General features: G+C 53.1%; 16 protein-coding genes and 3 tRNA genes. 7 read left to right on the forward strand and 12 right to left on the reverse strand.

The genetic code is table 11. From position 1 onward, the window contains the following. Positions 1-76: 76 nt before the first annotated feature. The 5 genes from ACMGGX_RS12745 to ACMGGX_RS12765 form a co-directional block, all read right to left on the reverse strand. Positions 77-505: an organic hydroperoxide resistance protein gene (locus ACMGGX_RS12745; RefSeq protein WP_023310299.1), complete on the reverse strand. Its 429-nt coding sequence runs from the start codon at positions 503-505 to the stop codon at positions 77-79. Between the two features lie 83 nt (positions 506-588). Beyond that, the gene (locus ACMGGX_RS12750) at positions 589-1,041 is read right to left on the reverse strand and encodes a MarR family winged helix-turn-helix transcriptional regulator (RefSeq protein WP_033146484.1); all 453 of its coding nucleotides are present in this window, start codon (positions 1,039-1,041) and stop codon (positions 589-591) included. A 41-nt stretch (positions 1,042-1,082) separates the two neighbouring features. Then, positions 1,083-1,724 (reverse strand): TetR family transcriptional regulator, encoded by a 642-nt coding sequence (locus ACMGGX_RS12755; protein ID WP_248227289.1) that lies wholly within the window; start codon positions 1,722-1,724, stop codon positions 1,083-1,085. A 67-nt stretch (positions 1,725-1,791) separates the two neighbouring features. Then, a complete protein-coding gene (locus ACMGGX_RS12760) occupies positions 1,792-2,265 on the reverse strand; it encodes a threonine/serine exporter (RefSeq protein ID WP_023310302.1) in 474 nt (157 codons plus the stop codon). After that, positions 2,256-3,032, reverse strand: a complete 777-nt coding sequence (locus ACMGGX_RS12765) for a threonine/serine ThrE exporter family protein (protein WP_023310303.1) — start codon at positions 3,030-3,032, stop codon at positions 2,256-2,258. Before ACMGGX_RS12765 ends, ACMGGX_RS12760 begins: the two co-directional genes overlap by 10 nt. A 410-nt stretch (positions 3,033-3,442) precedes the next feature. On the opposite strand from ACMGGX_RS12765, the gene ACMGGX_RS12770 reads away from it, so the two are divergent. Both ACMGGX_RS12770 and bglJ read left to right on the forward strand, forming a co-directional pair. Further along, complete coding sequence (locus tag ACMGGX_RS12770) at positions 3,443-4,180, forward strand: response regulator transcription factor (protein WP_348561992.1); 738 nt, start codon at positions 3,443-3,445, stop codon at positions 4,178-4,180. After that, a complete protein-coding gene (gene bglJ / locus ACMGGX_RS12775) occupies positions 4,177-4,812 on the forward strand; it encodes a DNA-binding transcriptional activator BglJ (protein ID WP_205916211.1) in 636 nt (211 codons plus the stop codon). Before ACMGGX_RS12770 ends, bglJ begins: the two co-directional genes overlap by 4 nt. Positions 4,813-4,850: 38 nt before the next feature. Here the strand turns inward: bglJ and ACMGGX_RS12780 are convergent, their stop codons facing one another. Then, the gene (locus ACMGGX_RS12780; RefSeq protein ID WP_008502085.1) at positions 4,851-5,309 is read right to left on the reverse strand and encodes a YbaK/EbsC family protein; all 459 of its coding nucleotides are present in this window, start codon (positions 5,307-5,309) and stop codon (positions 4,851-4,853) included. 328 nt (positions 5,310-5,637) lie between these two features. On the opposite strand from ACMGGX_RS12780, the gene ACMGGX_RS12785 reads away from it, so the two are divergent. Then, positions 5,638-6,984, forward strand: coding sequence for a PTS sugar transporter subunit IIC (locus ACMGGX_RS12785; RefSeq protein ID WP_094935759.1), 1,347 nt, complete (start codon positions 5,638-5,640; stop codon positions 6,982-6,984). Between the two features lie 83 nt (positions 6,985-7,067). On the opposite strand, the gene fhuF is transcribed toward ACMGGX_RS12785, so the two are convergent. Together fhuF and ACMGGX_RS12795 are read right to left on the reverse strand one after the other, a co-directional pair. Then, a complete protein-coding gene (gene fhuF, locus ACMGGX_RS12790; protein WP_420298456.1) occupies positions 7,068-7,856 on the reverse strand; it encodes a siderophore-iron reductase FhuF in 789 nt (262 codons plus the stop codon). A 95-nt stretch (positions 7,857-7,951) separates the two neighbouring features. Continuing rightward, positions 7,952-9,016, reverse strand: a complete 1,065-nt coding sequence (locus tag ACMGGX_RS12795; RefSeq protein ID WP_029740020.1) for a GGDEF domain-containing protein — start codon at positions 9,014-9,016, stop codon at positions 7,952-7,954. Positions 9,017-9,231: 215 nt separating this feature from the next. Here ACMGGX_RS12795 and ACMGGX_RS12800 point away from each other — a divergent pair, with 215 nt between their 5' ends. After that, positions 9,232-9,501 carry a DUF1435 domain-containing protein gene (locus tag ACMGGX_RS12800; protein ID WP_032660829.1) on the forward strand — a complete coding sequence of 90 codons (270 nt, stop codon included), beginning with the start codon at positions 9,232-9,234 and terminating at the stop codon, positions 9,499-9,501. A gap of 41 nt (positions 9,502-9,542) precedes the next feature. Here ACMGGX_RS12800 and ACMGGX_RS12805 read toward each other — a convergent pair. From ACMGGX_RS12805 to rsmC, 4 genes are all read right to left on the reverse strand, one after another. After that, positions 9,543-9,627, reverse strand: a tRNA-Leu gene (locus tag ACMGGX_RS12805). Between the two features lie 33 nt (positions 9,628-9,660). Continuing rightward, positions 9,661-9,746: transfer RNA gene (locus tag ACMGGX_RS12810), tRNA-Leu, on the reverse strand. Between the two features lie 28 nt (positions 9,747-9,774). Beyond that, positions 9,775-9,860: transfer RNA gene (locus tag ACMGGX_RS12815), tRNA-Leu, on the reverse strand. Between the two features lie 172 nt (positions 9,861-10,032). Then, on the reverse strand, positions 10,033-11,061 hold the full coding sequence (gene rsmC, locus ACMGGX_RS12820; RefSeq protein ID WP_420298457.1) for a 16S rRNA (guanine(1207)-N(2))-methyltransferase RsmC: 1,029 nt from the start codon (positions 11,059-11,061) through the stop codon (positions 10,033-10,035). Positions 11,062-11,163: 102 nt separating this feature from the next. Between rsmC and ACMGGX_RS12825 the strand changes: the two genes are divergently transcribed. The 3 genes from ACMGGX_RS12825 to yjjG are packed head-to-tail and all read left to right on the forward strand — an operon-like array spanning position 11,164 to position 12,686. Next, positions 11,164-11,577, forward strand: a complete 414-nt coding sequence (locus tag ACMGGX_RS12825) for a DNA polymerase III subunit psi (RefSeq protein ID WP_420298458.1) — start codon at positions 11,164-11,166, stop codon at positions 11,575-11,577. Continuing rightward, entirely contained in the window at positions 11,546-11,989 is a 444-nt protein-coding gene (rimI, locus tag ACMGGX_RS12830) for a ribosomal protein S18-alanine N-acetyltransferase (RefSeq protein ID WP_047742882.1), read from the forward strand. Before ACMGGX_RS12825 ends, rimI begins: the two co-directional genes overlap by 32 nt. Positions 11,990-12,008: 19 nt before the next feature. After that, the gene (gene yjjG / locus ACMGGX_RS12835) at positions 12,009-12,686 is read left to right on the forward strand and encodes a pyrimidine 5'-nucleotidase (protein ID WP_039260913.1); all 678 of its coding nucleotides are present in this window, start codon (positions 12,009-12,011) and stop codon (positions 12,684-12,686) included. The last annotated feature ends 86 nt before the right edge of the window (positions 12,687-12,772 follow it).

Genomic DNA, 12,772 nt, shown 5'->3' on the forward strand with positions numbered 1-12,772 from the left:
GGGATTTCCCCGGTGGCGCTGCGCTTACCGGGGCTACAGTCATAGACCTGATAAGCGCAGCACCATCAGGCATTTATCACGCGATGATATTCAGGGTCACGTCGATGTTGCCGCGGGTCGCGTTAGAGTACGGGCAAACAATGTGCGCCGCATCGACCAGCTTTTTAGCTTCCGCAGGATCCATTCCCTCAACGTGGATGTTCAGTTTTGCCTCGATACCAAAACCGGTTGGCAGCGGTCCAATACCCACTTCGCCTTCAATAAAGGCATCTTTTGGCAGGGTGAATTTGTCGCGTGCGGCCACGAACTTCATCGCGCCCAGGAAGCAGGCAGAGTAGCCCGCAGCAAACAGCTGCTCAGGGTTAGTTACTTCTCCGCCCATGCCGCCCATCTCTTTTGGCACGCCCAGTTTTACGTCCAGTACGCCATCGGAAGATGTCGCGCGGCCGTCACGGCCACCGGTTGCTTTTGCTTTGGCGGTATAAACAACTTTTTCTAAAGACATGGCAGGTTCCTCATCTTGCTTTAATGTGTGCTATTAAATAGCGTGCGATATATACGGGTGATAATCACGCGTAAAGTATAGCTTTACGCGCGGTGTAGCTGTTGTCGCAAAAGTTCGAGCTGCTGTTTGAGCGCTAGCAAAGTGTCGGTATCACACTGCGCCGCGCAGCCCACCGCATGGGGAATACCCAATGCCTGCTGCTGCAGTTCACGTCCCGCTTCACTCAGGGTGACGGCGACCTGACGTTCGTCTTTGCGTGAACGGTGACGGTTGATTAACCCACCGCTTTCCAGCCGTTTTAACAGCGGCGTAAGGGTCGCAGAGTCCAGAAACAGGCGTTCGCCGATGTCCGACACCGTGACGTCATCCTGCTCCCACAGCACCAGCATTACCAGATATTGCGGGTAAGTCAGGTTCAGCGGTGCCAGCAGTTGCCGGTACAGCTTGTTAAGCGCCAGATTTGCCGAATAGAGGGCAAAGCAGAGCTGGTTATCCAGCTTGAGCGCAGCGGTTGCGTCGTTCGTTTTCGCGTTCATGAAATGAATATAGGTAGTGTGCGATTTAATTGCAAGCAATTTTATGGGCAGGTGTAGCGGAGCGCCACCTGAACGGCCATTTTGCGGTAGTGCTGGCGCTGAGCCTGTTCGTCCGCCCCGTCTTCAAACAGGAGCGTGAAGGTGTAACTGTTGGCAACGTAGTGAAAGCTGAAGCTGCTTATCAGGCGGTGAAGATCGCGGGCGTCAACCGTCTGGCTGAAGAGCTGTTTTTCTTTGCCCCGGTGCAGGATGCCCTCCAGCAGGTCGAGCGCGCTACGGTTAACCTGGCGAAGATAGCTCGACTGCTGCATAAAGCGGCCGCGCTGCATGTTTTCCATGCAGATAATCCGGATGTAGTCCGGGTGGTCGGCATGATAGTCAAAGGTGGCTTCAACCAGGTTGACCAGCGCTTCGACGGGGGGCATTCCCGCCAGGCTTAGCGCTTTTTCACTGGCGCGAATCTGGGTGTAAACATGTTCCAGAACCAGGAGATAGAGATTCTCTTTATTCTTAAAATGGTAAACCACCATGCGTTTGGTGGTACCCGCTTTTTCCGCGATCTGCTCCATGCGGGCACCGTTCAATCCATACTCGGCAAAAAGCGCGATGGCGCTCTGAAAAATTTTCTCTTTCAGGCTGGATTCTTCGCCGTGCTCGGGGTGTTCGCTGCCAGGGTTAGCCACATCCTTTCCTTATTTTCACCAAACGGACCTGAAGGATTATCTCCATGGCAGCGAAATAACACAAATATCAAACGCGTGGGCGTTTGCGGTACAGCCACAGCCCGGGGATCGAGAGCCCGATGGAGAGCGCGCCGACGATGGACGAGGCCTTAAGAAAGTTGCTCAGGAGGAGGATCATCTGCGGCTCGGTGTAGCCAAAATGGCTGATTTTCACCGCGGAAATCATCGCCGTATATGCAGATATGCCCGGAAACATTGGGATCACGGCGGCGACGGTGAACACCTTGGGATGCGCCAGATACCAGCGCGACCACTGGATGCCGATACTGCCAACCAGCATGGAGGCCATAAATGTCGACCATTCGATGTTAAATCCTGCGGTCATCATCACCATTCGCGAGCCATGACCAATCGCGCCCAGCAGCGCACACCACCGCAGAGCGCGTTGCGGAACGTTGAACACCATCGCAAAGCCGACGGCAGGAATGGCGGCCAGAAGCATGTCCTGTGCCAGCGCCAGCAGAAAATCTATCACGCCCATCCGCGTAACCCCCAGAGTGTCATGGCCATTACTACGCCGATGCAGGTCGCCAACGTCAGCAGGCTGGCAATAGCCCAGCGTGCCAGACCGGTATTGATGTGTCCTTTAAACATGTCGGCAACGGCGTTGATCAACGGAAAGCCCGGAACAAGCAGAAGCACGCTGGCGGCCATGGCAATCGTCGGGGTAGTGGCAAACTGCGGCAGGCGCAGCAGCAGGCCGGAAACCGTGGTGGCGACAAACGCGGTAATGCAGAAGTTAATTTGCGGATGCAGCTGCCGGTGCGTCAGCAGCTGGCGAACATACATGGCGATACTGCTGGCGAAAAAGGTGACGATCGCGCCGTCCCAGCCGCCTTTATTGAGCTTACAAAAGCAGGCGCAAGACAGCCCTACCATCACCACGACAAGCCATCGCGGATAACGTAATGGCTTAATTTGGCTGAACCGTTTTTCAATCTCCCGAAGATCGAGAAGCTTATGTTCAGCAAGGATGACGATGTGCTGCACTTCGGTCACGACGTGCATGTTAATGCCGCGGTCATGGTTTTTGCGGGTGGAGGTCAGGCACTGACCGTCTTTGATCGTGGTCAGCACGATGGCGTTGGATGAAATAGCGCTTTCAACGCTATCCATACCCAGCGCCAGTCCCAGCCGGGTGGAAAGCTCCTCAACCAGCGCGCTTTCCGCGCCGTGCTGGAGCAGAAAAAGACCGCACTGAATACATAGCCGCGTGATTGCACGCTGCGTTGACCGATCTGCCTGCATGTATTGTCCTGAAGAAGGTGGAAAGTTGCCGGTTGGCCCATAGCGATTACTTTTAGCACAAAGTGCCGTGCCTCTTGCTGTGGGTCAGATCAAGGTTTGTGCAAACAGTTACTGCCCTTAAGTGCGGAAGGGGTGGGGATTAATTCATCATTTTGGTGAATTATTAATATTAAAATATAAGTTATTTATATTTAGTTATTCTAATTTTATATTGTAGTTATTTTAATGACACTGCAATTAAATTTAATTTCGCTTTGTGAGATATTACTACTGTTTAGGCATTTCTTAAACTAAGAATACATCTCATCTTCTGCTTGTATTAACCTGCTTTACACTCAGGGACGAAAAATACTCATACGTTGATGCATTTTAACGTTACTCATCACATGAAGAATGGACACGGAGGGTCTATGTTGTCTGTGCACGGTAAGCATAGCGTTATCATTAGCCGGATACCGGTCATGCAAAACGGGTTAGGGGGCGTGATGACTCGCCATTTCCCCGATTTTGAATTGACCTATTGCAGCTCATTGCAGGAGTTAACACTACTCCAGCTACGCCGCGCTGACGTCATCATTGCCGATATTTCAGGCGAATACTGGAACCCTCGGGGCGCGCTCGAGGAGTATTTCAGTTTATTGAATCAATACCGGAACATTCACTGGATCTTTTTAGTTTCGCGGCCGCTTAACCCTATTGCCGTTGAGCTACTTGTGCGCCCGGAAAGTACGTTGCTTTCTGATATTGAACCCATTGAAGGGCTGGTTAACGCTATTCGGGCAGGTAGCGAACGCGCAGAGCGGGTAAGCCAGGCGTTGTTAACCCCGGAACCTCAAAGTACGGGGGAAGAAGACGAACAGGTTATCGCGCTCACGCACTCCGAACGCAAAGTATTGCGGCTGTTAGGTAAAGGATGGGGGATTAACCAAATCGCCACATTGCTCAAGAAGAGCAATAAAACCGTCAGTGCGCAGAAAAACAGTGCGATGCGACGGCTGTCATTACGCAGTAATGCCGATATGTACGCCTGGATAAACAGTACACAGGGAATGCGAGAGCTGAGTTTGATGTCAGCCTATGGAGAGTTCGAAGAATGGAAAAAACCGATTCAACAAGACATATCGCCGTCGTCGAAAATTGCACGATGAGTGCTGTTGGGCTACAGCATCTTTTTGCGATGCCCGGCCTGAATCATTATCAGCTGCATCTGTTTAGTGAATTTGATAGCTTTAAGGAAGCACTTCAGCACGTCAACTTTTTCTCGCTGATCTATTCATATTCCGATGCGCGAGACGACCGTCGTAGCTGCCTGGCGCACCTGCGGGATTTTGCGTTTACGCATGGTCATATCCAGCGCATTATCCTGGTCGCTGATGAGATGGAAGCAAGATTAATTAGCCATCTTTCCCCATCACGCCTTCACGGTGTGGTCAGTAAATCGCTGACGCTTGAGCGCCTGCAGAAGGAACTCATGGTGTTGCTGAGCGAAACCCTGCGCATCAATGACAATATGATGAATCACTGGTACCAGAGCCAAAGCAGAATGTTAAGCCCAACGGAACGGGCAATATTGCGTTATATGTCTTGCGGCTATTCCATTCCTCAAATCGCGGCACAGCTTGAACGCAATATTAAGACCATCCGGGCGCATAAGTTTAATGCGATGGTGAAGCTGGGGGTGAACTCTGACGTAGGGTTACTCGATGCGGCGGATATTATTACCCACCTTCCGGCAAGCGAACCGCAAAGTTTGGCACTCAGTAAGCCGACCTTTTTATAACCTGCCTGTTACGCGCCAGACAGGCTCTGGCGCAACAATCAGATGCAAACATCAACCCATTTTGCGGAAGTCAGCTCTGCCATTCTGTCAGGTGAAATACGCACGGCACTATGAATTGCGCCTGCTGCGGGCAGGACTTCGGCGTACTGCTTTAGCGAGATATCGCAGTAAACCGCGAGCGGGTTTTCCAGGCCGAACGGGCAGACGCCGCCAACGGGGTGACCGGTGATGGTTACCACTTCATCACTGCTGAGCATGCGCGCTTTTGCACCAAACGTGTCTTTCAGCTTTTTGTTATCCAGGCGCGCATCGCCTTTCGCTACCACCAGTATCACCTCATTTTTCACCTTTAATGACAAGGTTTTGGCGATCTGTCCCGGTTCAACGCGATGGGCGGCAGCAGCCAACGCAACGGTAGCGGTACTCTGACTAAGTTCTATGACGTCTATATCCGGAGCGTTGTCGGCAAAAAACTGCTGTACAGACTGCAAACTCATTGTTTCCTCCTGACAAATATCCTGCGTAATCTGTCATAAGAATTTATGCTCTGTAAATATCTCTTCGGTAACAAATATCCCGAACGGCTGATTTCTGGATCCTCTTCACAATCACGGAAACCGGTTACAGTAACCGGTTGCAGAGCGTGATGCGTCGATTAATACTGAGTACGTAACGTCCCCTGTACCCAATAATAAGAGCAAATTATGAAACCATTCCGTCTGAGCAGTACCCCTGGTCCACAAGCCAGCAAGGTTGTGAAGGTGATTTATGGAACAACGTGCGGCGCAAATGTGCCCGTAACAAACGTCTGACAGGAGATCTGCCATGTCTGCCAACCATGCTGCGTTTAACCTGATATTCCGTTTTGTTGAAAATTACGTGAGCCCGATTGCCGGGCGGATCTCTTCCCAGCGTCATGTGATGGCTATCCGTGATGGGTTTATCTCCGCGATGCCATTTATGATTGTGGGTTCATTTTTGTTAGTGTTCGCATACCCGCCGTTTTCGCCGGATACCACCTGGGGTTTCGCACGAGCCTGGCTGGATATGGCGAAGCAGTTTGAAGGTCAGATTCTGACGCCGTTTGATATGACGATGGGCATTATGTCCATTTATATCTGTGCCGCCATTGCCTACAACCTTGGCAAACACTATGTCAAATCGCACCAGTTAGACCCGTTTATGTGCGCCATGCTGTCGCTGATGGCGTTTCTGCTGGTCGCGGCACCGAAAACCAAAGGCACGCTGCCAGTCGACAGCCTGGGTGGGACGGGCATTTTTACCGCGATTCTGGTGGCGATCTACTGCGTTGAGATGATGCGTTTCCTCAAGGCGCATAACATCGGGATTCGCCTGCCAGACCAGGTACCTCCGATGATCAAAAACTCTTTTGATCTGCTCATCCCGGTGCTGGTAGTGGTGTTGACGCTTTATCCTCTGAGCCTGTTCATTCAGTCTCAGTTCGGCATGCTGATCCCGCAGGCCATTATGTCGGTCTTTAAACCTCTGGTTTCCGCAGCGGATTCCCTGCCTGCGATCCTGCTGGCCGTGTTGATTGGCCATCTGCTGTGGTTTGCCGGGATCCACGGCGCCGCCATCGTTTCCGGGATGCTGCAGATGTTCTGGCTGACCAACCTGGGTGCGAACCAGACCGCGCTGGCCGCCAGCCAGCCTCTGCCGCATATTTTTATGGAGGCGTTCTGGACGTTCTTTATCGTGATTGGCGGGTCGGGCGCCACGATGGGGCTGGTGATTTGCTATCTGCGTAGCCGTTCAGCGCATTTACGCTCTATCGGGCGTTTGAGCGTGGTACCCAGCTTCTTTAACATCAACGAACCCGTCATTTTTGGTACGCCAATTGTGATGAACCCGGTGTTCTTTATTCCGTTCCTGCTGGCACCGATGGTAAATGCGGTGCTGGCCTGGGCGGCGATGACGTTTGACCTGATTGGCCGCGTCATCTCAGTGGTCCCCTGGACGGCACCGGCGCCAATAGGCGCAGCGTGGGCTCTGGGCTGGGATTTCCGCGCGGCTATTCTGGTTGTGGTTCTGGCCTGCGTATCGGCAATCATCTACTTCCCGTTCTTCAAAGTGTACGAGAAACAGCTGCTGGAGCAGGAAGCGGAAGAGGCACAGCGTAACGCGGAAGAGGACAATCAGCAGGTGGCTTAGGTAAAAGCAAAACGGCAACTCAGGTTGCCGTTTTTAGTGTTTGTTCCCTGTCCCTGTGGGTGAGGGCATCAGGCCGGGGCCGACTACTTCAGCGTGCAATCCCCGCACTGCTTAACGTCCGGCAGGCGGTAGCGCTGGCAGCAGGTGCGGCGAACCAGAAGCCCATCACGGAGCACGACAGTACGGAATAACGGGTTGTCGCGACCATCGGAAAGCTGTTTTGCAAAGAAACAGGACTGACGCAGGGCATCAACGTTCTCATCACCAAGCAGAGGCTTCATTTCCGTTAAATACCAGTGGATTAAATAGCCCGTATTGCTCCAGATAAGCTTCGCGTTAATCTCTCCCGTCGCTTCAAGCGCTTCCACCACCGGGATCAGGGCCTGGGTGAGCAGCTGCTCCATGCGCTCCTGAGCCGTCAGGCGTTCCGCGTTCTGGTCTTCGTGCAGATCAATCCAGAAACAGGCCGCACGCCCGGTTTCGTGAAACTCGACGTGGAAATTATCCGGCGAGAGTTCCAGCATGCTCTTCTGGGTTAACAGCGCCAGCATGAGGGGAGGCACCATCAGCCCGATATACCACTGCGCCCAGAGAGAGAGCAGCGGTTTATTCTCCCGCGTAAGGGTGGGCTGATTGCGATAGATATGGTCGGAATAGGTGGCCAACAGCGACTGCAGTTTTGTCGGTTGACGCCACTCTGAGAGCGTCATGGCGTGGTTCGGGTGCGCTTCATCAAGCCGGATAAAGTCCAGCAGGTGGGCGCGCGTCTCCGCAATTTTATCCCGTATTGCATCCGCAAGCGAAGCATTCCCGCTGGTGAGGGGCGCTCGCCAGAGGAGGGGTTCGACGATGTGTGCGGTATGCGTGGCCATAGTATAGATAGAAATCTAAATGATAATGATTGCCAATCCTAACTATTGCTCATACCAATGGCAAGACTTTTGTCCGTGTGACACCGCCGTGATGTTTACGCCGTCTGCAGCTCTTCACTCAACAGAATGTTATTACGCCCCATATGCTTTGCTTCGTAGAGGGCTTTGTCTGCTTTTTCCAGCGCGCCTTCCACGTCTTCATCCTCGAAAATAGCAATACCAATGCTGATGGTGACGTTTGTCGCGACACTCTCGTTAAACAGATGCGGGATTTTCAAATCGTAGACTTTCTGACGGATCCGCTCGGCCGTCTGGCGAGCATGCTCGAGCGAAATATTGGTCAGCAGCACCATAAACTCTTCTCCGCCAAAACGCGCCACAATATCGCGAGAACGCACGGCGTCGCGGATTGCCGCAGAGACGCGCTTCAGCGCCTGGTCGCCCATCATATGGCCATAATGATCGTTATAGGCTTTAAAGTGGTCGATATCCATCAGCAGAACAAAGTGCTCGCCATTTTCTACCGTCGGCAGGTTCTCCAGACGGCTTTGCAGACCGCGACGATTATAGAGTCCGGTAAGCGGGTCCATCATGCTGAGATCGGTAAGGGTTTCTCGCTCTTCCAACAGGCGAGAGAGCAATTCCTGAGCGAAACGATCGTTACGCGTTTGCAAAATGTTATGAATAGCTATTGCCACCACAGGAAGTGCGAAAGAATAGGTCATTCTCAGCCATATATCGTGATCGCTTAGCCACAGGCAGACAATAAAGGTGGGCAATGAGTGCAGCGTAAATGCTTTGATATTACTGGCGAATGCCAGCGTTCCGATAAAAAGTACCGTTAATAGGGCGATTAACAAATACGTTGCATGGTCGTGGGTAATTAAGGCGAATTTAGACACAATTTGCCAGGCCCACAAAATACCGAAGATCCCTGAAACAACGGGAATATTTATCTTCCGCGCGCGCTTTCTCCAGTGCCAGACGAACAGGCCGGTGCTGATGGAGAAAATAGCAATAAGTGGGGCAGATAACAGGCGTACAGAATTGAGCGGATTTGTTACCGAGAACACTGCCGAGGTTGCGTTCAGAAATAAAAATAAACGTAACGACAATTGATATTTTCTGTGAACCAAAGACCGCCAGGATTGTGATGTCATAGTCGTGCGTTTTTATTAAAATTTAATTAAAACAAATAAGTAGATGCTGTTTCGCAATAAAACATGCAAAAAACTCAAAGAGTAATTATCAGAAAATCTTTAGATGTTGTTAACAGGTGTGCAATTTATCACCTTAGGCAATTCCTGTCATTACGGGAAAGGTAAAGGTCGATGGATTTTGATTCATTCAGCTGACAAATGATAATGTGTATCATATGATATTGGTTATCATTATCGTTGTGAGAGGGCAGATCATGTTGAACAGGGCGCTTGGCAGTGGTTGGGGGGTATTGCTACCGGGAGCCATTCTCGGCGGGTTGATGTTTGCCGATCTCTCCCTTGATACCTGGAAAGCGATCATTGTGTCAGGACTGTTAGTCACGTCAGGCATGATCTGGCATAAGCAGCTGCGCCACTTTGTTTTACTTCCATCATGCGTAGCACTGGTCAGTGGAATTCTGGTGATACTGATGAGTTTGAAATAACAGGGAAGACAAGAGGAACTTCAGAAGGGATGTAAGATTATTGGTGCGAGGGGGGGACTCGAACCCCCACATCCTAAGGACACTAACACCTGAAGCTAGCGCGTCTACCAATTCCGCCACCTTCGCACAGTCATCTTACTATTGTTGATATCGCCTCGTTGGTGCGAGGGGGGGACTCGAACCCCCACATCCGTAAGGACACTAACACCTGAAGCTAGCGCGTCTACCAATTCCGCCACCTTCGCCCAGTGCGAGCAATATCATTGTGATTTATGGTGCGAGGGGGGGACTCGAACCCCCACATCCGTAAGGACACTAACACCTGAAGCTAGCGCGTCTACCAATTCCGCCACCTTCGCATACCATCGATACTGTAAAAGTATCGTAACCACGGAGGCGCATTCTAGATGTTTTCAGCTTTACGTCAACAGAAAAGTGCGCGCGACGCCTTGATTGCTGCAAAAATGGCCGATGCGGGCGCCATGCGGAGCCGGATGGCGCTTGCGCCTATCCGGCCTGCTGGAGTGGAGATTACTTTTTGGCCTGGCGCGTCATGACGGTACGGTAGACCTTAAAGCGGCCAGTCTGCGCGATCACTTCGTGGAAGCCGAAGGTTTCGTCCAGCACTTTCGGGTACGCCAGGAAGGCGTTCGCGACAATACGCAGCTCGCCGCCGCTGTTGAGGTGACGGGTTGCGCCGCGGATCAGCGTTTGCGCGGCTTCCAGGCTGGTCTCCATACCGTCGTGGAACGGTGGGTTGGAGATGATCATGTCGAAGCGACCGGTGACGTCGGAGAAGACGTTGCTGGCAATCACCTCGCCTTCAATGCCGTTTGCGGCAAGCGTTGCGCGGCTGGCTTCTACCGCCGGGGCGCTCACGTCACACAGGGTTAAGCGGACTTTTGGTGAATGGCTGGCGAGCACGGTAGAGAGCACGCCCGCGCCGCAGCCCACGTCCAGCACTTTGCCTTTGGTGTGCGGCGTCAGGGTGGAGAGCAGCAGCTTGCTGCCCGTATCCAGCGCGTCGCGGCTGAAGACGCCCGGCAGGGTTTTGATGGTCAGGCCGTCGAGCTGGTACTCGTCCCAGTAAGCCTGTGGATCGAACGTTGTCTGTTTTTCCAGACGGCCATGGTACAGACCGCAGCGGCGTGCGCTGTCGACTTTATTCAGCGGCGCGTAGCCTTCCAGCATCTGTTCAGCGCTACGCACGCCGCTGCGGTTCTCACCCACCACGAAAATATCGCAGCCGACCGGCAGTAGGGAGAGCAGGTTCATCAGCTGGAACTGGGCTTCCTGCTTGTTCTTCGGCCAGTAGTAAATCAGCGTATCGCAGTCGGCGATATCGCTCTGCTCCGCCACCAGGCTAAAGCGCGCGCGCTCGCCCATCTGGCGGCTCAGCACCTGCCAGTGGTGGTAGTATTGGGTGTGGGCACGGCTTTCAGCACAGTCGAAACGCGCAGGCAGGTCATCCTGCATATCTCCGGCAAACAGAATACGGCTTTCTTCGAAATCATCACTGTGACGCAGCAAGACTTCACTTGCCGGGGTAAATGCAGACATGAATTGTTCCTCAATAAACTCAGGCGGGGATTATAGTAGGTAGATGGCGCACTTTCGACACATTTGCTATATTTGCGCGCCTGAGAGACAGGAGTTTTCCCTATGACATCCCGACGAGACCGGCAGTTGCAGCAGCTGGGCATTACCCAGTGGGCTTTGCGTCGCCCGACGGCGTTGCAGGGCGAAATCGCCATTTCCATCCCTGCGCACGTACGCCTGGTGATGGTGGCGGAAGAACTGCCTGCCCTGAGTGAACCCCTGATCGATGATGTCCTTCGCAGCCTGAAGATGACGGCCGACCAGGTTTTACAGCTGACGCCAGAGCGTGTCGCGATGCTTCCTCCTGATAGCCGCTGTAACAGCTGGCGTATCGGAGAGACAAACGAGTTCCCTCTCCTGGGGAGCCAGATCTGCACGCCAGCGCTGGACGAACTGAAAGCCAACCCAAAAGCGCGCAGCGCGCTATGGCAACAAATCTGCGAATATGAACACGATTTCTTCCCTCACGACGCCTGACCTGACCACAGCGTTTGCGATTGAAACACGCGCCCACGCCTTTCCGTGGAGCGAAAAAACCTTCGCCAGCAATCAGGGCGAACGGTATCTGAACTTCCGTCTGGACGTTGACGGCACCATGGCCGCCTTCGCGATCACGCAGGTTGTTCTTGATGAAGCGACGCTGTTTAATATTGCGGTTGATCCCGCGTTCCAGCGCCGTGGGCTGGGAAGAGAACTGCTCGAACACCTCATTCGCGAGCTCGAAACCCGTGACGTTTTCACCCTGTGGCTGGAGGTGCGCGCGTCGAATGTCGCCGCCATCGCGCTCTATGAAAGCTTAGGCTTTAACGAGGCGACAATCCGCCGTAACTACTACCCCACCGCAGAGGGACGTGAAGACGCCATCATAATGGCTCTGCCGATTGGATAACGAATATAAGGTTGTAACGATGAAATGGGACTGGATTTTCTTTGATGCCGACGAAACGCTGTTTACGTTCGATTCGTTTGGCGGCCTGCAGCGGATGTTTCTCGACTATAGCGTGACCTTCACCGCTGAAGATTTTCAGGACTATCAGGCGGTAAACAAGCCGCTGTGGGTGGATTACCAGAACGGTGCCATCACCGCGTTACAACTTCAGCACCAGCGCTTTGACGTCTGGGCGGAACGCTTAAAGGTCAGTCCGGGGACGCTGAACGATGCGTTTCTGAACGCGATGGCCGATATCTGTGCGCCACTGCCGGGTGCGGTTTCCCTGCTGAACGCGTTGAAAGGCAAGGTCAAACTGGGGATCATCACCAACGGTTTTACCGCCCTGCAGCAGATCCGCCTCGAGCGCACCGGCCTGCGCGATCATTTCGACGCGCTGGTGATCTCGGAAGAGGTGGGCGTACCTAAACCGGATCCGCGTATTTTCGACTACGCGCTGGCGCAGGCCGGTCATCCCGACCGCGATCGCGTCCTGATGGTGGGTGATACGGCAGAGTCAGATATCCTGGGCGGCATGAAGTCAGGTTTGTCGACCGTCTGGCTCAACGCGCATGGCCGCGTGAAGCCTGAAGGCATCGAGCCGACCTGGACCGTGACGTCGTTGAACGAACTGGAGCAACTCCTGTGTAAACAATGATTGCCTGCCCCCCATTGATGGGTAAAATAGCCGCAATTTTGTATTCCATGATGCGTGGCATGCTGCCGCGCTTATAAAAGAAGATT

It is taken from the genome of Enterobacter sp. BNK-29, from assembly GCF_048684785.1.
Lineage (GTDB): Bacteria > Pseudomonadota > Gammaproteobacteria > Enterobacterales > Enterobacteriaceae > Enterobacter > Enterobacter cloacae_M.

Bases quoted from the DNA above. Each gene is read 5' to 3' on its own strand.
- fhuF (WP_420298456.1), bottom strand. From the start codon at position 7,856: ATGGCCACGCATACCGCACACATCGTCGAACCCCTCCTCTGGCGAGCG.
- yjjG (WP_039260913.1), top strand. From the start codon at position 12,009: ATGAAATGGGACTGGATTTTCTTTGATGCCGACGAAACGCTGTTTACG.
- ACMGGX_RS12760 (WP_023310302.1), bottom strand. From the start codon at position 2,265: ATGGGCGTGATAGATTTTCTGCTGGCGCTGGCACAGGACATGCTTCTG.
- ACMGGX_RS12765 (WP_023310303.1), bottom strand. From the start codon at position 3,032: ATGCAGGCAGATCGGTCAACGCAGCGTGCAATCACGCGGCTATGTATT.
- ACMGGX_RS12745 (WP_023310299.1), bottom strand. From the start codon at position 505: ATGTCTTTAGAAAAAGTTGTTTATACCGCCAAAGCAAAAGCAACCGGT.
- ACMGGX_RS12825 (WP_420298458.1), top strand. From the start codon at position 11,164: ATGACATCCCGACGAGACCGGCAGTTGCAGCAGCTGGGCATTACCCAG.
- ACMGGX_RS12800 (WP_032660829.1), top strand. From the start codon at position 9,232: ATGATATTGGTTATCATTATCGTTGTGAGAGGGCAGATCATGTTGAAC.
- rsmC (WP_420298457.1), bottom strand. From the start codon at position 11,061: ATGTCTGCATTTACCCCGGCAAGTGAAGTCTTGCTGCGTCACAGTGAT.
- rimI (WP_047742882.1), top strand. From the start codon at position 11,546: ATGAACACGATTTCTTCCCTCACGACGCCTGACCTGACCACAGCGTTT.
- bglJ (WP_205916211.1), top strand. From the start codon at position 4,177: ATGAGTGCTGTTGGGCTACAGCATCTTTTTGCGATGCCCGGCCTGAAT.
- ACMGGX_RS12795 (WP_029740020.1), bottom strand. From the start codon at position 9,016: ATGACATCACAATCCTGGCGGTCTTTGGTTCACAGAAAATATCAATTG.
- ACMGGX_RS12750 (WP_033146484.1), bottom strand. From the start codon at position 1,041: ATGAACGCGAAAACGAACGACGCAACCGCTGCGCTCAAGCTGGATAAC.
- ACMGGX_RS12780 (WP_008502085.1), bottom strand. From the start codon at position 5,309: ATGAGTTTGCAGTCTGTACAGCAGTTTTTTGCCGACAACGCTCCGGAT.
- ACMGGX_RS12770 (WP_348561992.1), top strand. From the start codon at position 3,443: ATGTTGTCTGTGCACGGTAAGCATAGCGTTATCATTAGCCGGATACCG.
- ACMGGX_RS12785 (WP_094935759.1), top strand. From the start codon at position 5,638: ATGTCTGCCAACCATGCTGCGTTTAACCTGATATTCCGTTTTGTTGAA.